This is a genomic window from Parasphingorhabdus sp., from assembly GCF_048269915.1.
Classification (GTDB): Bacteria; Pseudomonadota; Alphaproteobacteria; order Sphingomonadales; family Sphingomonadaceae; genus Parasphingorhabdus.
Window position 1 is genome coordinate 452,735 of the sequence record NZ_JBLWTY010000003.1, and the last position, 25,270, is coordinate 478,004.

At 56.2% G+C, this 25,270-nt stretch carries 24 protein-coding genes and 1 tRNA gene; 14 read left to right on the forward strand and 11 right to left on the reverse strand.

Annotation, left to right across the window (positions count from 1 at the left end):
• The first annotated feature begins 8 nt into the window (after window positions 1-8).
• The 4 genes from ACN0WX_RS10670 (at window position 9) to ACN0WX_RS10685 (ending at window position 3,099) form a co-directional block, all read left to right on the forward strand.
• Window positions 9-82: transfer RNA gene (locus ACN0WX_RS10670), tRNA-Gly, on the forward strand.
• Window positions 83-259: 177 nt separating this feature from the next.
• Complete coding sequence (locus ACN0WX_RS10675; RefSeq protein WP_417622293.1) at window positions 260-874, forward strand: hypothetical protein; 615 nt, start codon at window positions 260-262, stop codon at window positions 872-874.
• 105 nt (window positions 875-979) lie between these two features.
• Window positions 980-1,699 carry a response regulator gene (locus ACN0WX_RS10680; protein WP_417622294.1) on the forward strand — a complete coding sequence of 240 codons (720 nt, stop codon included), beginning with the start codon at window positions 980-982 and terminating at the stop codon, window positions 1,697-1,699.
• A complete protein-coding gene (locus ACN0WX_RS10685) occupies window positions 1,696-3,099 on the forward strand; it encodes a sensor histidine kinase (RefSeq protein ID WP_417622295.1) in 1,404 nt (467 codons plus the stop codon). The genes ACN0WX_RS10680 and ACN0WX_RS10685 overlap by 4 nt, the downstream gene beginning before the upstream one ends.
• 46 nt (window positions 3,100-3,145) lie before the next feature.
• Here the strand turns inward: ACN0WX_RS10685 and ACN0WX_RS10690 are convergent, their stop codons facing one another.
• Complete coding sequence (locus ACN0WX_RS10690) at window positions 3,146-3,394, reverse strand: hypothetical protein (RefSeq protein ID WP_417622296.1); 249 nt, start codon at window positions 3,392-3,394, stop codon at window positions 3,146-3,148.
• Window positions 3,391-4,779, reverse strand: a complete 1,389-nt coding sequence (locus ACN0WX_RS10695; RefSeq protein ID WP_417622297.1) for a M28 family peptidase — start codon at window positions 4,777-4,779, stop codon at window positions 3,391-3,393. Before ACN0WX_RS10695 ends, ACN0WX_RS10690 begins: the two co-directional genes overlap by 4 nt.
• 198 nt (window positions 4,780-4,977) lie before the next feature.
• On the opposite strand from ACN0WX_RS10695, the gene ettA reads away from it, so the two are divergent.
• On the forward strand, window positions 4,978-6,657 hold the full coding sequence (gene ettA / locus ACN0WX_RS10700; RefSeq protein ID WP_417622298.1) for an energy-dependent translational throttle protein EttA: 1,680 nt from the start codon (window positions 4,978-4,980) through the stop codon (window positions 6,655-6,657).
• A 212-nt stretch (window positions 6,658-6,869) separates the two neighbouring features.
• On the opposite strand, the gene putP is transcribed toward ettA, so the two are convergent.
• From putP to ACN0WX_RS10715, 3 genes are all read right to left on the reverse strand, one after another.
• Window positions 6,870-8,339, reverse strand: a complete 1,470-nt coding sequence (putP, locus tag ACN0WX_RS10705) for a sodium/proline symporter PutP (RefSeq protein WP_417622299.1) — start codon at window positions 8,337-8,339, stop codon at window positions 6,870-6,872.
• A 60-nt stretch (window positions 8,340-8,399) separates the two neighbouring features.
• Complete coding sequence (locus ACN0WX_RS10710) at window positions 8,400-9,158, reverse strand: NYN domain-containing protein (RefSeq protein ID WP_417622300.1); 759 nt, start codon at window positions 9,156-9,158, stop codon at window positions 8,400-8,402.
• 299 nt (window positions 9,159-9,457) lie between these two features.
• Window positions 9,458-10,099, reverse strand: a complete 642-nt coding sequence (locus ACN0WX_RS10715; RefSeq protein WP_417622301.1) for a carbonic anhydrase — start codon at window positions 10,097-10,099, stop codon at window positions 9,458-9,460.
• Between the two features lie 64 nt (window positions 10,100-10,163).
• Here ACN0WX_RS10715 and lipA point away from each other — a divergent pair, with 64 nt between their 5' ends.
• Together lipA and ACN0WX_RS10725 are read left to right on the forward strand one after the other, a co-directional pair.
• Entirely contained in the window at window positions 10,164-11,117 is a 954-nt protein-coding gene (lipA, locus tag ACN0WX_RS10720; protein ID WP_417622447.1) for a lipoyl synthase, read from the forward strand.
• The gene (locus tag ACN0WX_RS10725; RefSeq protein ID WP_417622302.1) at window positions 11,104-11,589 is read left to right on the forward strand and encodes a type II toxin-antitoxin system RatA family toxin; all 486 of its coding nucleotides are present in this window, start codon (window positions 11,104-11,106) and stop codon (window positions 11,587-11,589) included. The genes lipA and ACN0WX_RS10725 overlap by 14 nt, the downstream gene beginning before the upstream one ends.
• Here ACN0WX_RS10725 and ACN0WX_RS10730 read toward each other — a convergent pair.
• Genes ACN0WX_RS10730 through ACN0WX_RS10740 form a run of 3 tightly spaced genes read right to left on the reverse strand, consistent with a single transcriptional unit; the run spans window position 11,538 to window position 13,767 of the window.
• Complete coding sequence (locus ACN0WX_RS10730; protein ID WP_417622303.1) at window positions 11,538-12,053, reverse strand: CinA family protein; 516 nt, start codon at window positions 12,051-12,053, stop codon at window positions 11,538-11,540. The two genes, ACN0WX_RS10725 and ACN0WX_RS10730, sit on opposite strands and share 52 nt — an antisense overlap.
• Before the next feature lie 20 nt (window positions 12,054-12,073).
• Complete coding sequence (locus ACN0WX_RS10735) at window positions 12,074-12,592, reverse strand: hypothetical protein (protein WP_417622304.1); 519 nt, start codon at window positions 12,590-12,592, stop codon at window positions 12,074-12,076.
• Entirely contained in the window at window positions 12,592-13,767 is a 1,176-nt protein-coding gene (locus tag ACN0WX_RS10740) for a bifunctional 2-C-methyl-D-erythritol 4-phosphate cytidylyltransferase/2-C-methyl-D-erythritol 2,4-cyclodiphosphate synthase (RefSeq protein WP_417622305.1), read from the reverse strand. The genes ACN0WX_RS10735 and ACN0WX_RS10740 overlap by 1 nt, the downstream gene beginning before the upstream one ends.
• Window positions 13,768-13,859: 92 nt before the next feature.
• On the opposite strand from ACN0WX_RS10740, the gene dusB reads away from it, so the two are divergent.
• The 7 genes from dusB (at window position 13,860) to hflX (ending at window position 23,065) form a co-directional block, all read left to right on the forward strand.
• Window positions 13,860-14,855 (forward strand): tRNA dihydrouridine synthase DusB, encoded by a 996-nt coding sequence (dusB, locus tag ACN0WX_RS10745; protein ID WP_417622306.1) that lies wholly within the window; start codon window positions 13,860-13,862, stop codon window positions 14,853-14,855.
• On the forward strand, window positions 14,855-15,928 hold the full coding sequence (locus tag ACN0WX_RS10750) for a two-component system sensor histidine kinase NtrB (protein ID WP_417622307.1): 1,074 nt from the start codon (window positions 14,855-14,857) through the stop codon (window positions 15,926-15,928). Before dusB ends, ACN0WX_RS10750 begins: the two co-directional genes overlap by 1 nt.
• A 14-nt stretch (window positions 15,929-15,942) precedes the next feature.
• A complete protein-coding gene (ntrC, locus tag ACN0WX_RS10755; RefSeq protein WP_417622308.1) occupies window positions 15,943-17,358 on the forward strand; it encodes a nitrogen regulation protein NR(I) in 1,416 nt (471 codons plus the stop codon).
• Between the two features lie 95 nt (window positions 17,359-17,453).
• A complete protein-coding gene (locus ACN0WX_RS10760; RefSeq protein WP_417622309.1) occupies window positions 17,454-19,742 on the forward strand; it encodes an ATP-binding protein in 2,289 nt (762 codons plus the stop codon).
• Between the two features lie 19 nt (window positions 19,743-19,761).
• Window positions 19,762-21,144: a sigma-54-dependent transcriptional regulator gene (locus ACN0WX_RS10765; RefSeq protein WP_417622310.1), complete on the forward strand. Its 1,383-nt coding sequence runs from the start codon at window positions 19,762-19,764 to the stop codon at window positions 21,142-21,144.
• A gap of 131 nt (window positions 21,145-21,275) precedes the next feature.
• Complete coding sequence (gene hfq / locus ACN0WX_RS10770) at window positions 21,276-21,770, forward strand: RNA chaperone Hfq (RefSeq protein ID WP_417622311.1); 495 nt, start codon at window positions 21,276-21,278, stop codon at window positions 21,768-21,770.
• A complete protein-coding gene (gene hflX, locus ACN0WX_RS10775; RefSeq protein WP_417622312.1) occupies window positions 21,767-23,065 on the forward strand; it encodes a GTPase HflX in 1,299 nt (432 codons plus the stop codon). Before hfq ends, hflX begins: the two co-directional genes overlap by 4 nt.
• 4 nt (window positions 23,066-23,069) lie before the next feature.
• Here the strand turns inward: hflX and mazG are convergent, their stop codons facing one another.
• The 3 genes from mazG to ACN0WX_RS10790 are packed head-to-tail and all read right to left on the reverse strand — an operon-like array spanning window position 23,070 to window position 25,268.
• The gene (gene mazG, locus ACN0WX_RS10780; protein WP_417622313.1) at window positions 23,070-23,813 is read right to left on the reverse strand and encodes a nucleoside triphosphate pyrophosphohydrolase; all 744 of its coding nucleotides are present in this window, start codon (window positions 23,811-23,813) and stop codon (window positions 23,070-23,072) included.
• Window positions 23,814-23,873: 60 nt separating this feature from the next.
• Window positions 23,874-24,494: a retropepsin-like aspartic protease family protein gene (locus ACN0WX_RS10785; protein ID WP_417622314.1), complete on the reverse strand. Its 621-nt coding sequence runs from the start codon at window positions 24,492-24,494 to the stop codon at window positions 23,874-23,876.
• Window positions 24,495-24,497: 3 nt separating this feature from the next.
• Entirely contained in the window at window positions 24,498-25,268 is a 771-nt protein-coding gene (locus ACN0WX_RS10790; RefSeq protein WP_417622315.1) for an MBL fold metallo-hydrolase, read from the reverse strand.
• Window positions 25,269-25,270: the final 2 nt, after the last annotated feature.

The following is a 25,270-nucleotide window of genomic DNA, read 5'->3' on the forward strand; positions in this document are numbered from 1 at the left end:
CCGGACATGCGGGTGTAGCTCAATGGTAGAGCAGAAGCCTTCCAAGCTTACGACGAGGGTTCGATTCCCTTCACCCGCTCCAGATATTTCCCCGCCCATCGCGAAACTTGCACCCGGGTGAACGGCATCGCCGATCTGATACAATTTGCGACAATTTTCTTCTGTTCTGACAAAGTTCAGCGACAAGTGGCTAGTAGAAGCTCCTTCATGACGGATAGAAACAACCGTCTCCCTGAACAGGAACATGAGGAAGTACTACATGAAAAAAGCAATATTGATTTCGAGTGCCACTGCACTTTTGATGGCTGGCGGCATCGCGGTTGCGGCTCCCGGTGATCGCGGCATGCGTGCAGATACAAATGGCGATGGCGCAATTACCAAGGCAGAAATGACCGCGTCGCTAAACGCACGTTTTGCCAAAATGGATGTCAATGGCGATGGCCAATTGTCCAAGGCCGACCGTGACGCCAGACATGCCGAGCGTTTTGCCAAAATGGACACCAATGGTGACGGCGAATTGTCGCAGGCGGAAATGGAATCCGCCCGTGCTGCGCGCAAGGCCGAACGTTTTGCCCGCGCCGACAAGGACGGCAACGGCAAGCTGAGCGAAGCCGAAGCCAAGGCGGTTAAAGGCAAGCGTGGCGGCAAGCGCGGCGGCGAAGGTATGCGCGGACATCGCGGTGGCCACGGCATGGCAATGATGCGCCAGGCCGATACCAATGGTGATCAGATGATCAGCAAGGCCGAATTTACCAGCGCTGCCCTGGCTCATTTTGACAAGGTCGACGCAAATGGCGACGGCAAGATAACACAAGAAGAGCGTCAGGCCGCTCGCAAGGCCTTCCGGGGCCAATGGAATAAAAGAGGCGGTTAATCCCTGAACCACTCTTTTGCGAACGGATCGTCAGCCACCTCCCCCTTCTCCCCCAACTGGCTGGCGGTCCGTTCCTTTTTAATGAACCTGTGATAGGCATGGTTGATGGCAAACAAGATTCACATATTGCTGGTTGATGACGAAGCCACGCTGCGGGAGCCTTTGGCGGATTATCTGATCAAGCAGGGTTATAAAGTGCAGCAGGCCGCCGATGCCAGCATCGCGCGTTCCCTGCTCAACGCCTATGAATTTGACATCATCCTGCTCGACATCATGATGCCGGGCGAGGATGGGCTGAGCCTGTGCCGCTTTGTCACGGACAAGACCGATATTCCGGTGATTTTCATCAGCGCCAAGACCGAAGAAACCGAACGGATCATCGGACTGGAACTGGGTGCGGATGATTATATCACCAAGCCGTTCAGTCCGCGCGAACTGGTCGCCCGGATAAAGGTCATCCTGCGCCGCGCTGAAAAAAACGGGACCAGGCCTAATAGCGGGTCGGGCGGGGCCTACCAGTTTTCTGGCTGGACCCTGAAATGCGACAAGCGCAGCCTGATCGATGCGGATGGCGTGAATGTGTCGCTCTCGACTGGTGAATATCAGATGCTGCTGGCGCTGGTGACGCGGGCCGGGCAGGTGCTCAATCGCGACCAGCTTCTGGATATCACCCAGGGGCGCGAAGCCCACGCCTTTGATCGTGCCGTGGACAACCAGATCAGCCGTCTTCGCCGGAAAATCGAACCAGATCCCAAAAATCCCGAAATCATCAAGACCGTATGGGGCGGTGGCTATGTGCTCGCGGGAGAGGTCAAATCCCTGTGAAGCGTCTTTGGCCCAGGAGCCTGGTCGGACAACTGCTGCTGATCGTCGCCCTGATGCTGTTGCTGGCGCAGGGCATCAACAGTTTCCTGCTCTATCGTGGTGCCCAGAACCAGAATCTGGTGGAAGCTTCGACCTCTGCCGTCGCCCGCATCGCATTCGGGCTGGAGCGACAGGCGAGTGACCGCCGGTTTCCGCGTATTGCCACCAACCGGACGCGGCGCTGGAGTCAGCTGAAATATGGCACGGAGCCGGCCGTGAGCGACGAAATGAAACGCTTGCCCGATCTGGAAATGCGGGCCGGACAGGCCTTTGCCAACATGGGTATTGGATTGTCTGATATCCGCGCAGCGTCAACCCGGCGCCTGTCCAGCGACATGACCGGCCATGTTGTTGGCTCCAGTCGTGGCGAATGGCGCAACGGTCCGATCAATCGGTCCATGGGGGACCGGTCAGCTCCCGTCGAAACCAAGGGTTTTGTCATCGTATCCGTGCAACTGACCGATGGCCAGTGGGTCAGCATCGCCTCGGCCGTGCGCGGCCGTACGCCCTTGCTGGTGCGCACGCTGTTGTTTCAGACCATCACTATATATCTGCTGATGCTGATCCCGCTGATCCTGCTCGGCCGCTATATCTCGCGGCCGCTAAAATCGCTGACGGCCAACGCCAAATCCTTCCAGCCCGGTGTCACCGAGCCACTGGCAGAGCAGGGGCCACCCGATACCCGTGAACTAATCCATGCCTTCAATGATATGGGCAGCCGCGTTACCAATATGATAAACGAAAAAGACGTCATGCTCGGCGCGATTGGCCATGACCTGCGTACACCGCTCGCGGCGCTCCGCGTGCGGGTCGAAAATGTCGAGGATCCGACCGATCGCGAGCGGATGATCGCGGGCATTGAGGATATGGACAAGACGCTGGATGACATCCTGTCGCTCGCCCGGCTCGGCCGTTCGCGGGAACAGGCAGAGCCGATGGACATTCGCTCGCTGGTGGAAACGGTGGTCGATGAATTCACCGATCTCGGCCATGAAATCGGCTATCAGCGCGGCGAGAAGCAAATAGCAACGATCCGCGAAACGCTCATCCGCCGGGCCTTGCGCAATCTGATCGGAAATGCGGTCCTCTATGGCGAGGTTGCGGATATCTCTGTGGAAAAGTCGGGCGACAAGCTGATGATATATGTTGATGATGATGGGCCCGGTATTGCGGAAGATAAAATCGCCTCGATGTTCGAGCCTTTTTCACGCGGGGAAACATCGCGCAATCGCGCGACCGGCGGCTCCGGACTGGGCCTGACGCTTGCCCGCGCCATCGCTCGGGATCACGGCGGTGATATCGTCCTGACCAATCGAGAAAATGGCGGATTGCGGGCTATGCTGATGCTGCCGGCCGGTTGAACAGGTCCTCCCGGGTGATCATGGGCCAGCTTGCCCTGCGACGGTGCTAGTCCGTCGTTTCCTTCGGAGGCGATTCTGCCGTCGGCGCACCAACGCCTTCGGCGGCCAGTTCTGCATCAATATCTTCTGACATTGCTTTGACCGCTTCGTCTGCGGCTTGCTCCAGAGACCGGGCTTCTGCCTCGATTTGCTTTTCCATCTCGGCGATCGCTTCGTCGCCGCGCTCCTCTACCGGGGTTTCAGAACAGGCGATGAGCAGGAGAATGGCCGGGACAAGGAGGCCCAGCGACTTCATTGTTTCACCGGCATGGTGAAGTCCGCATCGCTGTTGGCGATGATCGAAAGCACGGTGGTCCAGGCTGCAACATTCTGGCGCAATTGCGCGGGATCAATCTTGTCCAGCGTATCATCCGGCGTGTGGTGGAGATCGAAATAGCGGGTGCCGTCCTGTTGCAGGTCGATGATCGCGAGATTGCCGTCTGCGATAATCGGTCCGATATCGGCGCCGCCTCCCGCTTGTCCGGCTGAACGGCCAATGCCCAGATTGAGCAGGCTGGCGGCGATCCTGTCGGAAACGGCCTTGGCTGCTTCGGGCAGGGCAAATTCCACCCGCCAGACATTGTCAGCGCCGAAATCGGATTCCATCGCTATCGCGTGCGGCTGGTCCCGATAGGCATCGCGATAGGCCTTTCCACCCCAGATGCCGACTTCTTCCGCGCCGGCCCATAATAGCCTGATCGTGCGAAGGGGCTGGCCATGATCCTTGATATTCTTTGCAGCTGCAGCGATGATCCCGCAACCGGCGGCATCGTCAAAGGCGCCGGTCGCCAGATCCCAGCTGTCGAGATGGCAGGCAATCAATATCATCGGCAGTTTCGGGTCGCGACCGACCACTTCGGCGATCACATTGCCCGATTCCTGCTGGCCAAGATTTTGCGGCGTCAGCACCAGCTTCATCGATACCGGCTTGCCCGATTTCTGCGCCAGCTTGATCATCCGTTCCAGATTATCGGCATCGGGCAGCGACAGGGCACCCGCCGGGATTGGCTGGATACCTTCGCCAAAGCCGGTGCTGCCGGTATGGGGATTGCGGTGGTAATCGGTGCCGATCGACTTGATAACATAGGCTGCTGCGCCCTTTTGCGACGCGATGGAGGGGCCGAACCAGCGGATCGGGCCGAAGGCGCTATAGCCGGAGCCATCCTGCGCCCGATGCATATTGTGGGTCACAAAGGCAATCTTGCCGCTCAGGCTGCCATCGGGAACCGCCTTGAGCGCATCGAGTGAGTCGAAATAGGCAACCTCTGCGGTAATCCCTTCACCGCCGGTGCTCGCGCTATTGCCCAGCGCGGTAACAAAAAGCTTTTGCGGATAGGGCGCAACAACCGTCGCCGTCTCGGCCCCGCGTACCCAGGTCGGCATCATGAATGGCTCGCTGCGGACATTCTGGAAACCCAGCGATTTCAGCTTTTTCACCGACCAGTCACGGGCGCGGGCTTCCTGGCCGGTCCCGGCCTGGCGCGGCCCTACTTCCGTGGTCAGACCCTCGATAATCTCATAGGCAACATCATCCTGCAGCGCCTTGATCTGCAACGCCATCGGGTCGTGAGTGCCGGCCATGGCGGCAGTGGGAAGCAATAGCGCAGCAGCGCCAGCGAGCAGTGAAGATATCTTTCTCATATATCGCTGCCTAACCCGCCTGTTGCCGTTTGCCAATAGCGGGCAATGCTCTCTTGCGACTGTCGGTGGGAATAGCTACATAAGCCGGGAAATTAACCCGTCATCCCGGCGCGAGCCGGGGTCTCCTCAAACCGAGCGCCAAGCCGCCTGAGATTTCAGCTTCTGCTGGAATGACGCGCAACATTGAAAGCGAAACTGATGGCCGCCCAATATTCCTATGTCATGAAGGGTCTCTCGAAGACCTACCAGAACAAGCAGAAGCCGGTATTGGAAAATATCAATCTGCAATTTTATCCCGATGCCAAGATCGGCATTGTCGGCCCCAATGGTGTCGGTAAATCGACACTGATGAAGATCATGGCTGGCAAGGACACGGATTTTACCGGCGAAGCCTGGGCAGGGGACGAGATTACCGTCGGTTATCTGGAACAGGAACCGGAACTGGATGCGTCCAAGACGGTCAAGGATAATGTCATGGACGGCGTCGGCGAAATTGCCGACCATATCCGCCGGTTCAATGAAATTACCGAGATCATGGGCGATCCGCCGGAAGATGCCGATTTCGACGCGCTGATGGAAGAAATGGGCGTTTTGCAGGAAAAGATTGACGCGGTCGATGGCTGGACGCTCGACAACCAGCTGGAAATCGCGATGGAAGCCCTGCGCTGCCCGCCCGGGGACAGTTCTGTTGATAACCTCTCGGGTGGTGAGAAACGCCGCGTGGCGCTCTGCCGCCTGCTGCTCGAAAAGCCCAGCATATTGCTGCTCGATGAGCCGACCAACCACCTCGATGCAGAATCGGTCGCCTGGCTGGAAAACCATCTGCGCGAATATCCCGGCAATGTCATCATGGTCACCCATGACCGCTACTTCCTCGACAATGTCGTCAACTGGATGCTCGAGCTCGATCGCGGACGCTATTATGTCTACGAAGGCAATTATTCGCTTTATCTCGAGAAAAAAGCCAAGCGGCTCGAACAGGAAGCCCGCGAGGACAAGGGCAAGCAGAAGGCGATCAACGACGAGCTGGCCTGGATGCGGCAGAATCCCAAGGGGCGCCAGACCAAGTCCAAGGCTCGTATCAAGAGCTTTGACCAGCTGGTCGAGGCGCAGGAAAACCGCGATCCCGGCAAGGCCCAGATTCTCATCCAGACTCCCGAACGGCTCGGCGGCAAGGTTATCGAGGTCAACGATATTTCCAAAGCCTATGGTGACAAGCTGTTGTTCGAACATCTCAGCTTCACCCTGCCGCCTGGCGGTATCGTCGGCGTGATCGGTCCCAATGGTGCGGGTAAATCAACCCTGTTCAAGATGCTGATCGGCCAGGAGCAGCCGGACAGCGGGACGATCGAAATTGGCGACACGGTTAAGCTTGGCTATGTCGATCAGAGCCGCGACGATCTCGATCCGAACAAGAATGTCTGGGAAGCGGTATCCGACGGCCATGACTATATGACGCTCGGCAAGCATGAAATGTCGACCCGGGCCTATGTCGGCGCGTTCAACTTCAAGGGCACCGACCAGCAGAAAAAGGTCGGACAACTATCCGGCGGCGAACGCAACCGTGTGCATATGGCACGGATGCTGAAAGAAGGCGGCAACGTGCTGCTGCTCGACGAACCGACCAATGATCTCGACGTTGAAACCCTGTCGGCGCTGGAAGAAGCCCTGGAAAGCTTTGCCGGCTGCGCCGTGGTCATCTCGCATGACCGCTTCTTCCTCGATCGTCTGGCCACCCATATCCTGTCCTTCGAAGGCGACAGCCATGTCGAATGGTTTGAAGGAAACTTCGAGGCTTATGAAGAGGACAAGGTGCGGCGTCTGGGCGAGGATGCGCTGAAGCCGAGCCGGGCGACCTATAAGAAGTTGACCAGGTAGCTTGCACGCAGCCCTTCTCCCGTGAGGGAGAAGGACATACAGGCTTACGAGCGCAGCGAATTAGCCGGAGTTGGATGAGGGCGTTCTGCAATCTGGAATGTGGTACACCCTCGTCCAGCTACGACTGGCGAACAAGTTCGCAAGTCTTCACATCCTTCTCCCTCACGGGAGAAGGCGAGCACAATCATTTCAGGAAATATTGACCGGCAGTATCAAACGGTAGCGGTTGGCTTTCCGGCAAGACTAACCCCAATAATCGCCAACAACGCTGCGAGAAACCCGGGAATAATCTCGTAAACCCCGGGACCACCCATGAACGCGCCGTTCCAGCCCATGGAGATCCACAGGATCACGACGCCGGCACCAATCACCAGTCCCGACACCGCGCCTGCACCGGTCATCCGTTTCCAGGTCAGCGACAGCAGGATCAGCGGCCCGAACGCCGCGCCAAAACCGGCCCAGGCGTTGCTGACCAGTCCCAGCACCTTGCTGTCGGGATCGCGCGCAATATAGATCGCGACCAGCGCCACCAGCGCGACAAACAGCCGCCCGACATTGACGGTTTCCCGCTCGCTGGCGTTCTTGCGCAGGAACAGGCGATAGAAATCCTCGGTCAGCGAGCTCGACGACACCAGCAATTGCGAGCTGATCGTGCTCATGATCGCGGCGAGCAGGGCGGCGAGCAGGAAGCCGGTGATCAGCGGGTGAAACAATGTATTGGCCAGCAGGATGAAGATCGTCTCGGGATCCTCGAGCGTCAGCCCGTGCATCTCGACATAGGCGCGTCCGGTGATGCCGACGCCGATCGCGCCGAGCAGCGCCACACCCATCCAGCTCATCCCGATATTGCGCGCCTTGGCGACGGCCGGAACCGACCGGATCGCCATGAAGCGGACGATGATATGCGGCTGACCGAAATAGCCGAGCCCCCAGGTGATAGCGGAAAGAAAGCCGATGAAGGACAGGCCGGCGGTCAGGCTGAGGAAATTCGGGTCAATCGCGTCCAGCTGGGTCGTCACGGCGTCCACCCCCCCGTCGCTGGTCAGCACGACGACCGGCATCAGCACCAGCGCCACGACCATGATACAGCCTTGGACAAAATCGGTCAGGCTGACGGCGAGAAAACCGCCAACCATCGTATAGGCAAGGACCACGCCTGCGGTGAGCCAGATGCCGAGCATATAGTCGCTCATCGCGCTAGGGCCGAACAGGCCGGCAAAGCTGGTTTCGAACAATTTGCCGCCGCCGACCAGACCGGCTGCGGTATAAACCGCAAAGAACAGCACGATGATGATTGCTGATGTTACCCGCAAGGCCAGTGCCTTGTCGGGGAAACGGTTGGCGAGAAATTCGGGGATGGTGAGGGCGTTGCCATAGCGCTCCGTCTGGTCGCGCAACCGCGGCGCAACGACGATCCAGTTGACCAAGGCGCCGAAAAATAATCCGATTCCGATCCACACCTCGACCAGGCCCGCCGCATAAAGCGCGCCCGGCAGTCCGAGCAACAGCCAGCCCGACATATCCGATGCCCCGGCGGACAGCGCCGCTACGGCGGGACTGAGCTGTCTGCCGCCAAGCAAATAGCCTTCGCTGCTATCCGTTGACTTGCGCCACGCGTATAATCCGATGGCAAGCATAGCAAAAAAATAAAGGGCGAGTGAGAATAGGGCTCCGGTTTGCATCAGGCGTTCATAACGATTTTGGCCGCCTTGTCACCTTCTCCCTTGAAGCCCAGCGGTATTTTAGCGCAATCGCTTCACAAATAACTGATCATTTTCATCACGTTTTGTCTGGAAGTTCGGAACAGCTTCGAACATTTCCGACAGTCGGGAAAAACCATAATTGCGAACATCGAAGCTGGAGCGGTTGCCCGCTATCTTGCCGACTTCGCTGAGGCTGGCATAGCCTTCGGCGTCGCGTTTGGTGGCCTGATAGGCGTCGATCAGAAGGTTGAGCAATTCTTCGTCAAACTTGCCGTTGCTTTCGCTGACACCAGTAGGGATATCGGCTCTGGTTGGCGCCTTGACGTCACTTTTGGCGTTGCCGCGGTTGCGTTTGTCAGCCTTGATCAGCGCATCGACGTCGATAAAGCGGCTGCATGCCTGCTTGAAGGCTTCCGGGGTCTTGGCGCTGCCGAAGCCATAGACAGGCAGGCCTTCCTGCCGGATTCGCATCGCCAGCGGCATGAAGTCACTATCGCTCGACATGATCCCGAAGCCGGTGACCTTGCCGCGAAAGAGCAGGTCCATGGCGTCAATCGTCATCTTCATGTCGGTGGCATTCTTGCCCTTGGTCATATCGAATTGCTGTTGCGGTTCGACGCCATATTTGTGGAGGATATCGACCCAGCCTTTCAGCGACTGCTTTCTCCAGTTGCCATAAGCGCGGCGGATATTCACCGTTCCGAGTTCGGCGAGGGCGGTCAGAACCGGATCAAGACCATTGTGGCTGGCATTGTCGGAATCGATCAGCAGGGCGATATTGTCATATTGGTGTTTCATCCTGCTTAGATGGACCGCGCGACAAGGGCGTTCAAGAGGAAAAGCGCTGTCCTACAGCAGGCCGGATCGTTTAGGCCCTGCACGGCTCTTTGATATAAACAGCGCCCGGGACCGTGCGAACGACCTTCGCGCGCGTGGTTGGTTTTTGTCAGAAAGGGCAGAACGGCTTTTTCTGATTATAACACTGTAAACTTTGTAAAGATAAGGGGCTGAGCGTGCCGAAAAAGCCCTAAAGAAAGCTTCTATTGAAGTCGAAGTATATTGTACAAGCTACTGAAATAAATCAATTATTGAAATTTTCAGTCGACGACCGAGAATTGGCCACCGTCTTCGTCCAGTACATGCAACTTTCCTTCGGCAATGGCGAACCAGGCACCGATCAGGCGGATGGATCCGTCGGCCTCTTTCTCCTGTATACACGGGAAGGTCCGCAAATTGGCGAGACTTGTCTTGACCCCTTCATGCTCCATCGCCAGCTGTGCGGCACCGCTGGTCAGGTCGCCATGATCATGAGCGACTTTTGCCCGGGCATCATCAAGCAGGGTGATCCAGTCGGCGATAAAGCCGCCTTTGCCGGGCGGCATGTCTTTCATCTGCTCGGACAGGGCCGCTGCACAACCACCGCAGCTGCCATGGCCCATCACTACCACTTCCTCGACCTTGAGGAACTGGACAGCAAATTCCAGCGCCGCCGAGACGCCATGCTGGCCAGGCGTCGTTTCAAAGGGCGGCACCAAAGCTGCCACGTTGCGGACGATAAAGGTTTCACCCGGGTTGGTATCGAAAATCTGGGTTGGATCGACTCGGCTGTCGCTGCAGGCGATAATCATCACCTTCGGGCTCTGGCCTTCCTTGAGCTCGTCCCAGCGCTCGCGCTGCATTTGCCATTGTTCGGAACGGAAGCGGCGGTAGCCGTCGAGCAGGTCTGAAAAATTTGTCATGTTTCCGTCCATATCACCGACTTAGGGGGTGGCAAGAGTGGTTTTCTTGTCCTATTTGATAGAAATGAACGAAATCACCAAGATCACCCCGCCTGAACAACCGCCCGAACGGATTCGCAAGCCCGACTGGATTCGAGTGAAAGCGCCGATGGGCACGGAATTTGAGAAAACCCGCGCGTTGATGCGCGAGCATAAACTTAACACCGTTTGTGAAGAGGCGGCCTGTCCCAATATTGGCGAATGCTGGACCAAGAAGCACGCAACGGTGATGATTCTGGGCGACGTCTGTACCCGGGCCTGTGCGTTCTGCAACGTCAAGACCGGCATGCCGATGCCGGTTGACGTCATGGAGCCACAACATACCGCCGACGCCGCTGCCAAGCTCGGGCTGGAGCATATCGTCGTGACCTCGGTCGACCGGGATGACCTTCCCGATGGCGGTGCCAGCCAGTTTGTGAAGGTGATCGAGGCCTTGCGCCGGACGACGCCGGAAACCACAATTGAAATCTTGACGCCAGACTTCCGCAACAAGGCGGAAGCCGCAGTGGAAGCGATTGTTACGGCACGACCCGATGTCTATAATCACAATCTTGAAACCGTGCCCCGGCTCTATCCGACCATCCGGCCCGGTGCGCGCTATTACGCTTCGCTGCGTTTGCTTGAGCAGGTCAAGCGGCATGATCCCTCCATCTTCACCAAGTCGGGAATCATGCTCGGGCTGAGCGAACAAAGACTCGAGGTACATCAGGTGATGGACGACATGCGCAGCGCTGACGTCGATTTTCTGACCATGGGACAATATCTGCAGCCGACGACCAAACATGTGAAGGTCAGCGAATTCGTCAAGCCGCAGGCGTTTGACGCTTATGCCTCGGTCGCCCGGGCCAAGGGCTTCCTGCTCGTCGCTTCCACTCCGCTGACCCGGTCCAGCTATCACGCCGGGGAGGATTTCGCCAAGATGCGCCAGGCCCGCGAGGAAAAGCTGGCCCGTTCGGGTGTTTCGAATGCCGGCGCATAGGGAAACGCGCGATCTGCCGTATAGCGCCGCGCAAATGTATGCGCTGGTCGCCGATGTCGGGCGCTATCAGGAATTCCTGCCCTGGGTAGTGGGAACGCGGATACGGGCGGACAGCGAAGTCGAAATGCTCGCCGATGTTCTGGTTGGTTTCAAAGGCTTGCGCGAGCAATTTGCGTCGCGTGTGATCAAGGTGCACAACCAGTCGATCGATGTGGATTATCTTGATGGGCCGCTCAAGCAGCTGCACAATGAATGGCGGTTCCGTTCGCGTGACGCAGGGGGGTGCCATGTCGATTTTTATGTCGAGTTTTCATTTAAAAGCCGGGTTTTTGAAAAGCTTGCAGGGCAGATGTTTGCAAAGGCTCTGAACAAGATGACCAGTGCATTTGTCGACCGCGCCGGTGAAATTTATGGTGGCAGCTATGCGCTTTCTTCGGGGAGCAGCAGTTCCAGCGCGACCAGTACCGCCTGAAACCGGATATCCGCGCGGCTTTTGTCTTCGCCAAACATTTTCCGGTCGGCGACTATATCTTCGACGCTTTTGCCTTTTTCGGCCTTGGCAAACACCACGGTACCTACCGGTTTTTTCTCCGTACCGCCGTCCGGTCCCGCGACGCCGGTGATTGCTACCGCCACGTCACAATCCGAGTTTTCAAGAGCACCTTGCGCCATTTCCCACGCCACCGCGATCGAAACAGCGCCGAACGTGTCGAGTAAATCGTTGCTGACGCCGAGCATTTTCTGTTTGGCGCTGTTGGAATAAGTGTTGAAGCCGCAATCGAACACATCGCTGGATCCGGGCACTTCGGTCAGTGCCGCAGCGACCAGACCACCGGTGCAGCTCTCCGCAACGGTAATCCGGCGACCGGCTGCTCTGTTTGTGTCGATGACTTTTTGGGCCAGATCGACAAGTTCTCGAGGGAGGAGATTTTTCATAGGTCGGGGCCGTTAGACCATCATGCCGGTGCTTTGCAAATGGGAATATTCTGTTTTTTATCGTCCTTCGTTGCCGCCTGCACAATTGTTATCGCCAGACTGGCCAGATTTGCGGAGGGCATGGGTTCCAGGTCGCTATAAATTTTGGCAATCAGTCCGCAATCCTTGGGCTTGATTTCTTGACCAATGAGCTGGCTGAACATGGCGTCGGCAATCGGCCGCAGGAGCGCATCATCAATTTCTGCTGGCAGTTTATCGCCAGCCAGTACCGAAACTGCGCTTTTGGCCTGGGGCCATGCACTTTCCGACGCTGCACGATATTTGGCCAGCTGCGCGGAATTTTCTTTCAACAACGGCGTGGTCACTGGCAGGCTTGCTGCGCATTTGGTGCGACTGGCCTGCACGGCGGTTGGAAGTATATAGGTCACCAGCGCTTCTGCTTGCGCAACACTCAAGCATTGTTCGATCTGCGTCGCTTGGGCGGTTGCTGCATGGGCGAGGCCGACCAGCGAGAGTCCGGCCATGAATTTCCTGTTCATCAATTTTTCTCCACTGAAATTAAAGCAATGGCTTGAGCCGCAATTCCTTCACCGCGCCCGGTAAAGCCTAGCCCCTCGGTCGTAGTAGCCTTGATACTGACCTGATCCAGTTCGAGCGATAATATTTCCGAAATCTTGGCACGGATAGCTTCGCGGTGGGGCTTGATCTTCGGGGCTTCGCAAATGATCGTCATGTCGACATTATGGATCACGCCACCTTTCGCTGCGATGAGCGAGGCTGCAAATTCGACAAACCTGGCAGAGGCCGCGCCCCGCCATTGCGGGTCCGATGGCGGAAAATGGTCGCCAATATCGCCAGCTCCGATGGTACCGAGCAGGGCATCGGTCAGGGCGTGAAGCACAACGTCGGCATCACTGTGACCGGAAAGTCCCTTGTCATGATCGATTTTGATGCCGCCAAGCCATAATTCCTCGCCCGCGGCAAGTCGATGGACATCATAGCCCATTCCGGTCCGTGTCTGGCGCATATTATGATTTTTCTTCCCGCCGAAATCGGTTGGCAATGTATATTTCTTGAGGGCCTCGTCACCCTCGACGACGGTTACATCATGTCCGGCGGCTTTGAAAATCTGGGCATCATCGCTGGCATTCCGGTCGCCGGAAATGCGGTCATGCGCTGCAATCAGCTTTTGAAAGTCGAAGGCCTGGGGCGTTTGGACCCGCCACAGGCTATCCCGGTTCACGGTCCGGTCGAGATGCTGGTCATGCAATTGCACCATCGTATCAACCACCGGCAGGACCGGGATTGCGGCACCAGCCGTCACCAGACGGTCAAGCAGCCGATCAATCATCCTATCCGTCACGAACGGGCGGGCTGCGTCGTGAATAAGGATATTATTCGCGCCACCGGCCTCCCGGATGGCGTTCAGGCCATTGTATACCGACTGCTGACGTGTCGCCCCGCCGATCACGACATGATAGTCAGAAAGAGGGGCGAGGGCGGTGGCCAGCTGATCTTCCTGCCCTGCGGCGACCACGATCCAGACTTGATCAATCTGGCGGTGGGAAAGAAAACGTTCCACGCTATGCCTGACCATCGGTTTGCCGCCTACCGGTTCGAACTGCTTGGGAATGCGCAATCCGGCGCGCGCACCAATACCTGCGGCCACGATCAGCGCGTGAGATTGTCGGGAAGGATTGCTGGCTTTGACCATGAATCGCGATCTACGCCGAGAAGATCGATGAAGCAATTCTTGCCTCGAAATAGATTTGGCGATAAGGGGTGCTTAAATTTTAGGCAGTGCGAATGAAACTCGAACCCATCTCTATCGGCGATATTGAAATTGACAGCCCGGTATTGCTGGCACCGATGACCGGTGTCACCGATTTGCCTTTCCGCAAGCTGGTGCGGCGATTTGGTTCCGGGCTCAACGTCACGGAAATGATCGCCAGCCAGGCGATGATCCGTGAAACACGCCAATCCTTGCAAAAATGCGCATGGGATCCGATCGAGGAGCCGGTTTCGATGCAGCTCGCCGGCTGTGATCCCGGCGCGATGGCGGAAGCGGCCAAGCTAAACGAGGACCGCGGCGCGCAGATTATCGATATCAACATGGGATGTCCGGTTAAAAAGGTGGTCAACGGCGATGCCGGTTCTGCCCTGATGCGCGATCTGCCGCTCGCGGCTTCACTGATCAAGGCAACGGTGGAGGCGGTCAACGTGCCGGTCACGGTAAAAATGCGGATGGGCTGGGATCATAACAGTCTGAACGCGCCCGAACTTGCCCATATCGCGGAAGACCTTGGCGCGAAAATGATCGTCGTGCATGGCCGGACCCGGTGCCAGATGTACAAGGGCAGCGCCGACTGGAGCTTTGTCGAGAAGGTCAAGCAGGCGGTTTCGGTGCCGGTTATCGTCAATGGCGATATTTGCACGATCGAAGATGGCAAGACAGCGCTTGAGCAAAGCGGAGCAGATGGCGTGATGATCGGCCGTGGTGCATATGGCAAACCCTGGCTTCTCGGCCAGTTCATGCACTGGTTTAAAACCGGAGAAAGCCTGCCGGATCCCGATATTCCAACCCAATATGCCATATTGGACGAACATTATCGTGATATGCTGAAACTCTATGGTGAAGATGTCGGCGTCAAAGTCGCACGGAAACATATCGGTTGGTACACGAAGGGATTGCCCGGATCGGCAGAATTCCGCAATCGCGCGAACAAAGAGGGCGATCCGTATATCGTGTTGAAAATGCTCGAGGAATTTTATACGCCCTGGTTGAATAAAGCAGCGGCTTGATGGGCGGCAATCCGTCGGGAGAGCAAATTTTAGCTGGGCTCAACCATGCTTTGCTGGTCGTGGATTCGGCAAATATCGTAACGCGCGTCAATCCTGCTGGCGAAGCGCTTTTCGGGACCAGTGCCAAACATTTGGTCGGCCGCAAAATCAATGATGTCGTAGGCTTTTCGGACGGCAGACTGGATGCTGCATTGATCGAACCGGATATCAGTCTTACCGCACGCGGGGTGTTGATTTCGAGCGACGACCGCAAGCTGGGTATCGTCGATTTTGATATCCATCCGCTAGCGTCGGATTCGGCGTGGCGATTAATATCTTTTTCGCTGATGCCCCAGGATGGCCCCATTCTCGAAAATGATAATGGCGATACCTCCGATCTTGCAATCCGGGCTCCCGATATCCTCAGCCATGAGATCAAAAACCCGCTGGCGGCTATACGCGGGGCGGCACAATTGCTCGACCGGCAGCTGGACGAAACGCAAAAACCGCTGACCCAGATGATTACCGGGGAAGTCGAGCGGGTGGTCAATCTGCTGAACCGTATGCAGACTCTGTCGTCCAACCAGCCGGCCCAGACCACCGCTATCAATATTCACACGCTGATTGATCGCGCAAGGCGATCGATTGAGGCAGCGACTGGCCAGGCGGTGAAAATCAATGATAAATTCGATCCATCCCTACCGGATGCCTTGATCGATCCGGACTCGATGATGCAGGTCCTGACCAATTTATTGGCCAATGCAGTGGATGCGACCAAACATCTGCCATATCCGGAAATCCGTATCGTGACGCGCTATAGTTTCGGTGCTGCCTTGTCAGCGCAGGGTGCAACCGAGGCAATCCGGTTGCCGATCCAGATCATGGTCTGTGACAATGGCCCTGGCGTTCCGGCGGAGCTTGAACGGGAAATCTTCTCGCCTTTTGTTTCGACGAAGAAAGAAGGGCAGGGTCTAGGGCTGGCGCTGGTCAAGAAGCTCATGCGCGATATGAACGGACGCATCCGCTACGATCGTGAAACACAGAACGAGATGAGCCGGTTCACCCTGTTTCTTCCCGTTGCACCGAAAAACTGACGCAGGACAAGTTTATGGCCAAGGAAAAAATAATATTAGTCGAGGATGATCTGTCCGTCAGCCACGTCATAATCACCGCATTGCGGGCCGAAGGCTATGAAGTCGAAAACTGCAAGTCTATCGCAGAGCGCGACGCGTTGATGGCGAGCAGCAGCTATGACCTGCTGTTGACCGATGTCGGGCTGGGGGAAGGCGACGGGATTTCGTCACTGGATAGCGTGAAAGCCACTCATCCCAATATCCCGATCATCATCATTTCCGCACAGAATACGCTCAACACTGCGGTGCGGGCATCGGAAACCGGTGCATTTGAATATCTGCCCAAGCCATTTGATCTCGACGAACTGGTCGAGGTGGTCGGTCAGGCTCTGAAGCCTAAAAACATGCAGGCGATCGAACCTTCCATGGATGAAGAAAGCCTTCCGCTAGTCGGGCGCAGTCCGGCGATGCAGGAAGTCTACCGGATGATTGCCAGGCTTCTGAAAAATGACCTTTCGGTCCTCGTCCTGGGTGAATCGGGGACCGGCAAGGAACTGGTTGCCGAAGCCATCCACGGGCTAGGACACCGAAAGTCTGGCCCCTTCATCGCAGTCAACATGGCCGCAATCCCGTCGGAACTGATCGAGGCGGAATTATTCGGGCATGAAAAAGGTGCCTTTACCGGCGCCGTTGCTAGTGCCTCGGGCAAGTTTGAGCAGGCTCAGGGTGGCACCCTGTTTCTCGACGAGATTGGCGATATGCCAATGCATGCGCAGACCCGCTTGTTACGGGCGCTGCAATCGGGGGAGATCAACCGGGTTGGTGGCAAGGGTCTGGTAAAGCTGGATGTGCGGATCATCGCCGCCACCAATCACGATTTTCTGGAATTGATCGAACAGGGAAAATTCCGTGAGGATCTCTATTACCGGATCAATGTCGTGCCGATTGAACTGCCGCCGCTCAGAGAGCGCGCCAGTGATATTCCGCCGCTGGCCCAGCATTTCCTCAAACTTGCGGTAACTGAAGGCTTGCCCCAAAAGCAGATTTCGCCAGAAGGCATGAATCTGCTTTGCCATCATTACTGGCGCGGCAATGTGCGCGAGCTCAAAAATGTCATCTATCGTCTGGTCGTGACTGGCAGGGAGGACACGCTTTCCGAGGAGGCTATTCGTCAGATACTGGCGGCGGAGCGCGGAGAGGACCGGGCTGAATCGGCTAATATGGAGTTTGAAGCCCATATCAAGTCGATCGTGCTGGGGCTTATGGCCAATGCCGAGAAAGAAAATCTCTACGCCCAGGCGCTGGAGAAATTTGAAAAACCCCTGCTCATCGAGATGATGCACCACGCCCATGGCAATCAGATAAAAGCCGCGAAAATTCTCGGTATTAATCGCAATACTTTGCGCAAGAAGCTCAACGAATATCAAATTGATCCCGCAGAATCAAAATAACCCTTGCGATGAAATGACAGTTTGGCTCGCTGAACCGTGATATTTTTGCAATATTTGTGCTATTCTCGCAACGATTCTGTTGTATTGAAAGCACAATGACGGTTTTCCCCCATCCTCAGGAGCAGCGTGTTCCAAACTGGCTGCGTCGTCTTGCTCTGATGGCTGAGAAAGAAGCCGTCATGAAACGGGTGGAATGGATCGTCCTGGCCCTGTTCGTCGCGATCATGCTTGGCACCTATTTCCTGTTGAGCAGACAATCTGATCAAACTGATTTCATTTCTCCGCCGTTGACCGCAGCCTTGCTGGTGGCAAATCTGATTCCGGCGATGACGTTGCTGGTTCTTTTTGGTCGACGGATCGCAAAGGGCAGGGCAGCGAAATCTTCAATCGGTAGCAAGGGGCGGTTGCACGTCCGGCTCGTGGCCCTGTTCTCCCTGGTTGCCAGTATCCCGATGCTGCTGGTGGTTATTTTTGCCTCCTTGCTGTTTCAATATGGCGTGGAATTCTGGTTCTCGGATCGCGCGCGCGGCATGCTGGAAAATGCGAATGATCTGGCCCGCGGCTATTATGAACAGAACCAGCGCGAGGTTGGTGATGAAACGATCACCATGGCCAATGATTTGCGTAATTATCTGCAGCAAGCCGATCTCGAAAGCCCGGAATTTGCAGAAGGCTATGTCTTTCAGGTGTTGTCGCGAAAGCTGAATGAATCGGCGATTATCGAATATGGTCCGGACGGTGTCGCCCGGACCGCCGCCGCCGTTGACCCCGATGACGCAGATCAACAGCCCAAGATAACCAGTGCGGTACTGAAGCAGCTGGAGGAGGGCAAAAGCTATGTCGTGACCGCTCGGCCGAACAAGATTGAAGCGGTGACTCCGCTTGATCTGGAATCGCGCATCTTCCTTTATGCAGCACGCGATTCTGATATGCTGGCGCTCAGCCAGTGGGAGCGAGCCCAGTCTGTGCTGGCCGATTATGAGCAGCTGTTCTCCCGATCCCGAAGCCTGCAATTGCAGTTTAATATTGCACTATTTGTTATCTCGCTGCTGATCGTCGGGCTGGTTTTATGGATCGCGCTGGTCGTTGCTGACCGCTTGGTAAAGCCGGTTAGCGAACTGGTGCATGCAGCGAAAAGGGTCACTGAGGGTGATCTGGCAACGCGGGTGCCGACAACTTTTGAAAATGACGAGATTGGTACATTGGGCCGGGCATTTAACCGCATGACCGAACGGCTGGAAACGCAAACCACCGCCCTGATGACAGCGAATGAGCAATTGGGCAGCCGACGAGCCTTTATTGAAGCTGTGCTGGAATCGGTCACGGCGGGCATTATCAGTCTGGACGAAAAAGGTGAGATCAAGCTGGTTAACTCGCAAACCCAGTCGCTGCTGTCAAAGCCGGCCGATGCGTTGCTCGACGTCAATATTGCAATAGCAGCCCCGCAGTTTGCCGAACTCATTGATGACGGGGTGGAAAACAGCATAATCGAATTTGCATCCGATTCCGATATGCGGACGTTGGCGGTGAAAATTGTCGGTGGGCCCACCGGGCATGTTATCACCTTTGAAGATATTACCCAGCAACTGCTTGATCAGCGCCGTGCAGCGTGGTCCGACGTCGCGCGGCGGATTGCCCATGAAATCAAAAACCCGCTAACGCCCATACAGTTAGCAGCGGAACGTCTGAAACGCCGTTTTGGTAAGCATATCAAGGATGATGCGGGCGTGTTTGACAATCTCACCAATACGATTGTCCGACAGGTGGGAGACCTCCGGAATATTGTTGACGAATTTTCGTCCTTCGCGCGCATGCCCAAGCCGGTATTTCGCGAGGAAAATCTCGACGATATCCTCAAGCAAGCGCTGTTCATGCAGGATGTGACCTATCCGTCTATCGCATTCGCCTTTGTTCCGGATGAGCAGCCGATTTCGCTGGTTTGTGACCGTCGGCAATTGGGTCAGGCACTAACCAATATTATCAAAAATGCTGCGGAAGCAATCCAGCAAAAGGCCGAAAGCAGTCAGGATTTTCAAGTTTCTGACGGTAAAATAGAGCTGGCGGTTCGAACGGACAATCGGATTGTCACTATCGAATTGACTGATAATGGTATCGGCTTGCCGATCGAGCGGGACCGGATTGTCGAGCCCTATATGACAACGCGCGCCAGCGGCACCGGCTTGGGACTGGCAATCGTCAAGAAGATCGTCGAGGAACATTTTGGCGAAATCAAGTTCTGCGATGCGGAAAATGGCGGAACGAAGGTGATTATCCGGCTTAGCGCTTCCAAATTGGCAAGATTGTCTCACGAGGCATCCGAAATTTCGGTCCGGGCACCGTCCGATTCCGGCCAAAATGGCGAGCATATCCCGGAAATCCAGTAATGAGTAACAGAGGTTCAACATGGCGTTAGATATTTTAGTGGTCGACGACGAACCGGATATTCGTGATCTGATATCCGGCGTTCTGGAAGATGAGGGCTATAGTACGCGTGTCGCCGCAAATAGTGATGCGGCCCTTGCAGCCGTGAACGAGCGGCGGCCTTCGCTGGTTCTGCTGGATGTGTGGCTGAGGGGCTCGCGACTGGATGGTCTGGAATTGCTGACGGAGCTGAAGCAGCTTGACGCAAAATTGCCGATCATCGTCATCTCCGGCCATGGCAATATTGACACAGCGGTTGCGGCAATTTCGCAAGGAGCGGTCGACTTTATCGAAAAGCCCTTTGAAGCCGAGCATCTCCTGCATCTTGTGGCGCGGGCGACCGAAACAGAACGGCTTCGGCGGGAAAACGAGATTCTCAAGGCGCGGGTCGGCTTTGCCGATGAGCTTACCGGCAACTCGGCCGCAGTGAACAGCGTCAGGGCGACCTTGAAACGCGTTGCCGGCACCGGTAGCCGCCTGCTGATATCCGGTCCGGCAGGGGTGGGTAAAGAGGTCGCCGCGCGATTGCTGCACAATTGGAGTTCGCGCTCCAACGCGGCTTTTGTAACGATCAGCGCAGCGAGGCTTTCCCCCGAGAGTGTCGAAGAGGAACTGTTCGGCACCGAGCGCAATGGAAAAATCGAGAAAACCGGGTTGATGGAAGAGGCCCATGGCGGAACACTGTTCATCGATGAAGTCGCCGACATGCCGCTCGACACACAGGGCAAGATATTGCGGGTCTTAACCGAGCAAAGTTTCAATCGGCTTGGCGGGTCGCAAAAGGTGAATGTCGATGTTCGCGTGGTATCAGCCACGTCGCGTGATCTGGAGACCGAGATTCGGGAAAAGCGGTTTCGGGAGGATTTATTTTATCGCCTGAATGTCGTGCCCGTGGAATTGCCTCCATTGAACCAGAGGCGAGAGGATATTCCGGTGCTGGTGGATCATTATGCCGCCCGGTTCGCCGCCGAACAAAGACTGCAACCGCCTGAGATTTCGGATGAAGCCATGGGCGCTCTGCAAGCCTGCGACTGGCCTGGTAATGTCCGGCAGTTGCGGAACGTGATCGAACGGACGATTATACTGGCGCCGAAGGATCAATTTTCCAAAATCGAAATTGAAATGCTGCCGCCCGAGGTGCTCGGCAATGATGATGATCTTGACCAGGGCGTCGCGTCGTTGATGGGATCACCGCTCAGAGAAGCGCGCGAGAGTTTTGAGCGGGAATATCTCAAGGTTCAGATCAGGCGCTTTTCCGGCAATATTTCCAAAACCGCTAATTTCATCGGGATGGAGCGATCAGCGCTCCACCGAAAATTGAAGATATTGGGCCTCGCCTCACGAAAGAAACCGGAGGTTGAATGAGCGATGTGGTTAAGCGGTTGTCGTTAACGCACGAATCCCATATATGTGTGATTAAAGCCCGAAAAATATAAGAGGCCGGGAAAGAAACGATAAAATGCCGTCGGAAAGATGGCCAATAACTGGAGTCAAATATGACCGATAAATCAAATAATTTACAGGATTTGTTCCTCAACTCCCTCCGAAAATCAAAAACCCCGGTGACGATGTTCCTGGTCAAGGGCGTGAAGCTTCAGGGCATTGTCACCTGGTTTGACAATTTTTCCGTGTTGCTCCGGCGGGATGGCCAATCCCAGCTGGTCTACAAACATGCTATTTCGACGATCATGCCTTCCGAGGCGATCGACACGCAGATATTTTCTGACCTGATGGCAAATGCCAAGTTCAGGGCAGGGGTGCTGCAAGAGGTGTTTCTTTCGGCGGTACGTGACAGCAACGATCCGGTGACGATGTTTCTGGTTAACGGTGTGATGTTGCAGGGCGAAGTCGCGGCTTATGATTTATTTTGCATCTTGCTGGAGCGGGAAGGACTGTCACAGCTAGTGTATAAACACGCTATTTCCACGGTGCAGCCGGGTGGTCCGCTCAATCTCGCGGACTATAACAGCGCTGATGATGGTGCGCATTGATACCATTTGAGAAGGACAGTCTCGACAGCGGGAGTGATCGGGCCCTTGTCGTACATCCGGACTTGAATTCGCTCAGCCAGTCCGCGCTCGAACACCGGCTTGACGAAGCGGTTGGCCTCGCCTTGGCGATCGGCCTGGTCGCAACATCTGCCCATTATTTCTCGGTCCGCAATCCCAAGCCGGCCACCTTGTTCGGCTCGGGCCAGGTGGACCAGATTGGCAAGATGATGGAAGAACAGTCCGCGACAATATTGATTGTTGATGGCAGCCTGAGCGCTATCCAGCAGCGAAACCTGGAAGAAAAGCTCAATGTGAAGGTCATTGACCGGACCGGATTGATCCTCGAAATATTCGGTGCCCGCGCGGCCACGGCAGAAGGCCGCTTGCAGGTTGAACTGGCGCATCTCGATTATCAGGCGGGTCGCCTGGTCCGCAGCTGGACGCACCTCGAACGGCAGCGCGGTGGATTCGGCTTCCTCGGTGGACCTGGTGAAACGCAGATCGAATCCGATCGCCGGATGATACGGGATCGCATGGCCAAGCTGCGCAAGGATCTTGAGCATCTGCGCAAGACGCGGTCGCTTCACCGCGAGCGGCGGCAACGCGCGCCCTGGCCGGTGATTGCTCTGGTCGGCTATACCAATGCGGGAAAGTCGACCCTGTTCAACCGGCTGACCGGGGCGGGCGTTTTTGCCGAGGACCTGCTCTTCGCCACTCTCGATCCGACGATGCGGGAATTTGCATTGCCCGGTTATGACAAGGCGATATTGTCCGATACCGTGGGGTTTGTGTCTGATCTGCCCACTCAGCTGGTGGCGGCTTTCCGCGCTACGCTTGAAGAGGTCAGCGGTGCCGACATTATTGTCCATGTCCGCGACATCTCGCACGAGGCGAGCGATGCGCAGGCGCGGGACGTTCGGGATATTTTGGCAGATCTTGGCGTGTCCGAAGAAACAGGCGAGGGGCCTCCGGTGATCGAAGCCTGGAACAAGATTGATGCAATTGGCCCTGACGACCCGCTGCATGATCGCCTGTCAGCACCTTTGCCGGACAATGTCTGTCCGATTTCAGCAGCAACCGGAGCCGGTGTCGAGGCGCTGGTCGACAAGATTGCCCAGACCCTGTCCGAGGGTTTCAAGGCCGAAACGCTGACGCTGTCCGCGTCTGACGGGAAGCGCACAGCCTGGCTGCACGAAAATGGCCGGGTTTTGAGCAGCGATCAGCAGGATGATCATTTGATATTGGTCGTTGAAATGTCGCCGAGAAACTGGGGCCGCTACCGCGCCTTGCAATAAGGTGTCAGTCCTTTGCGAGGCGGGCCTTGGCTTTTTGCCACTCGCGCTCCAGTTCGTCGATCGACATATCCTCCATATTCTTGCTAATATTCGACTCTACCACCCTGAATCGCTTGCTAAATTTCTCGGTTGCATCCGCCAGTGCCCGTTCGGCGTCAACCTTGTGGTGGCGAGCGAGATTGACTGCGGCGAACAGCAGGTCGCCGATTTCTTCGTGAATTTCCGCCTCGCTGGTCGCTGCTGCCACTTCGTCGAGTTCCTCGAGCAGCTTGTCCCGGACCGGCGCTATGTCGGGCCAGTCAAAACCCACGCGTGACGCCCTTTTCTGGATTTTTTGCGCCCGCAGCAAGGCGGGCAGGGACAATGCCACGCCATCCAGTGCACTTTCCTGACCGGTCTGTTCCCGCTCGTCCGCCTTCAACTGCTCCCAGCCCGGGCTATCCGCTGCGTCTCCGAAAATATGCGGGTGGCGACGGGTCATCTTGTCACAAATGGCTTGCACCACGTCCTGAAATGCAAATTGGCCTTGGTCGGAGGCTATCTGGCTGTGGAAGACTACCTGAAGGAGGAGGTCGCCCAGTTCATCCTGCAACGCGTCCATATCGTCACGGTTGATCGCATCGGCCACTTCATAGGCTTCCTCGATCGTATAAGGCGCAATCGTCTTGAATGTCTGTACCTTGTCCCAGTCACAGCCATCGGCAGGATCGCGCAAGCGGCGCATGATTGCTAGCAGGGGGTCGATCAATATGGCTTCCGTTCCGGCTGATATATAAGGTTGATAATATATATTATGTTAAATTAACGATCATTCCACAGGGGGCATGGGCGGCGGCTCCAAAATCATTTCCATGCCCTCGACCCGCCAGCTCTTCAGTTGTGATAGCAGGTTCATGCCGATGACATTGGAATCGCCAAAGGCCTCTGCGACAACAACCGGCAAGCCGCGCGCGGACATCGATCCCAGCTGGAGATCCTGGATACGGCCTCGCTGCGCCTCGACCGATCCATTGGCCGTCGTCAATATCGTTGGAAACCCGCCGTCGCTAATCTCTATGCCGGCATTTCGTGCGGTGGTCAGATTCATCGCTGTTGTCGTCGCGCCGCTGTCGATCAGAAACCGGACCGGCAGATTGTTAACCTTTGCATTCACCCAGAAATGGCCGTCCGGTGACTGGCGGATGCGCAGCGTGTCGCCGACCACCAGTTGCTGGCTGGAACCGGTTATTTCCCCGGACACGCGGTTCCAGACTGCCAGCAATTCATTCTTGTAGGAAAAACCGACGATGAATATCGCGAATATCGCGACCCAGGCGAGCGCTGTCCGGACTATTTCCCCCAGCCCTATGCGGCGCGAAAACAACGCGCTGCCCACCAGCACTAGCGCGCCGATCGCAAAAATGAGGTTGATATTCTGGTCTTCGCTCAACGGTCAGATTTCTTTCGTATAGCCATCATGGGCCGGGCGGATATGGTCCGGCAATATGGCGTCAAGATGGTTATAGTCCATGGAATTGTCCATATGTGTCAACAGACTCAGCGTTGGCCTGACTTCGTCAATCAGGGCCAGAGTCATGTCCAGATGCGCGTGGGTCGGATGGGGCCTGTCGCGCAAGGCATCGACAACAAAAAGATCGCAACCCTGGTATAATGTCCGCATTTCCGGTGTTACTTCTCCAAAATCAGTAGCATAGGCCACGGACCTTCCATCATGTTCGAAGCGCAGGCCTGCCGACGTGATGGCGCCATGCGGCTGATCGACCGTGCGAACGGCGATATCACCGATCTTGACGTCATGGTCTAGGGCCATGGCCTGGCAAATTGACGGATAGAATTTATGCCCCTCAAATGCATAGGCAAACCGCTGTTTCAGGCTTTTCAGCGCAAAAGGTCGTGCATATCCCGCAATCGGTTCGCGTTTCTGCTGGAACACCGGCCGCAGATCATCAATGCCATGGCAATGGTCGGCATGGTCGTGAGTCCAGATGACCGCGTCAATATATGTGATATCATTGTCGAGAAACTGGTTGCGCAAATCCGGGGATGTATCGACCAGAATCCGGGTGGTCGCACTTTCCACCAGGATCGAGACCCGCGTTCTGCGGTTTTTGGGTTCGCTGGGATCGCAATCCCCCCAGTCATTGCCGATACGGGGCACGCCGGACGACGTTCCGCACCCCAATATGGTGAGCTTTAAAGCCACAT

Bases quoted from the DNA above. Each gene is read 5' to 3' on its own strand.
- ACN0WX_RS10675 (WP_417622293.1), top strand. From the start codon at position 260: ATGAAAAAAGCAATATTGATTTCGAGTGCCACTGCACTTTTGATGGCT.
- ACN0WX_RS10680 (WP_417622294.1), top strand. From the start codon at position 980: ATGGCAAACAAGATTCACATATTGCTGGTTGATGACGAAGCCACGCTG.
- ACN0WX_RS10690 (WP_417622296.1), bottom strand. From the start codon at position 3,394: ATGAAGTCGCTGGGCCTCCTTGTCCCGGCCATTCTCCTGCTCATCGCC.
- ACN0WX_RS10695 (WP_417622297.1), bottom strand. From the start codon at position 4,779: ATGAGAAAGATATCTTCACTGCTCGCTGGCGCTGCTGCGCTATTGCTT.
- ettA (WP_417622298.1), top strand. From the start codon at position 4,978: ATGGCCGCCCAATATTCCTATGTCATGAAGGGTCTCTCGAAGACCTAC.
- putP (WP_417622299.1), bottom strand. From the start codon at position 8,339: ATGCAAACCGGAGCCCTATTCTCACTCGCCCTTTATTTTTTTGCTATG.
- ACN0WX_RS10710 (WP_417622300.1), bottom strand. From the start codon at position 9,158: ATGAAACACCAATATGACAATATCGCCCTGCTGATCGATTCCGACAAT.
- ACN0WX_RS10715 (WP_417622301.1), bottom strand. From the start codon at position 10,099: ATGACAAATTTTTCAGACCTGCTCGACGGCTACCGCCGCTTCCGTTCC.
- lipA (WP_417622447.1), top strand. From the start codon at position 10,164: ATGAACGAAATCACCAAGATCACCCCGCCTGAACAACCGCCCGAACGG.
- ACN0WX_RS10725 (WP_417622302.1), top strand. From the start codon at position 11,104: ATGCCGGCGCATAGGGAAACGCGCGATCTGCCGTATAGCGCCGCGCAA.
- ACN0WX_RS10730 (WP_417622303.1), bottom strand. From the start codon at position 12,053: ATGAAAAATCTCCTCCCTCGAGAACTTGTCGATCTGGCCCAAAAAGTC.
- ACN0WX_RS10735 (WP_417622304.1), bottom strand. From the start codon at position 12,592: ATGAACAGGAAATTCATGGCCGGACTCTCGCTGGTCGGCCTCGCCCAT.
- ACN0WX_RS10740 (WP_417622305.1), bottom strand. From the start codon at position 13,767: ATGGTCAAAGCCAGCAATCCTTCCCGACAATCTCACGCGCTGATCGTG.
- dusB (WP_417622306.1), top strand. From the start codon at position 13,860: ATGAAACTCGAACCCATCTCTATCGGCGATATTGAAATTGACAGCCCG.
- ACN0WX_RS10750 (WP_417622307.1), top strand. From the start codon at position 14,855: ATGGGCGGCAATCCGTCGGGAGAGCAAATTTTAGCTGGGCTCAACCAT.
- ntrC (WP_417622308.1), top strand. From the start codon at position 15,943: ATGGCCAAGGAAAAAATAATATTAGTCGAGGATGATCTGTCCGTCAGC.
- ACN0WX_RS10760 (WP_417622309.1), top strand. From the start codon at position 17,454: ATGACGGTTTTCCCCCATCCTCAGGAGCAGCGTGTTCCAAACTGGCTG.
- ACN0WX_RS10765 (WP_417622310.1), top strand. From the start codon at position 19,762: ATGGCGTTAGATATTTTAGTGGTCGACGACGAACCGGATATTCGTGAT.
- hfq (WP_417622311.1), top strand. From the start codon at position 21,276: ATGACCGATAAATCAAATAATTTACAGGATTTGTTCCTCAACTCCCTC.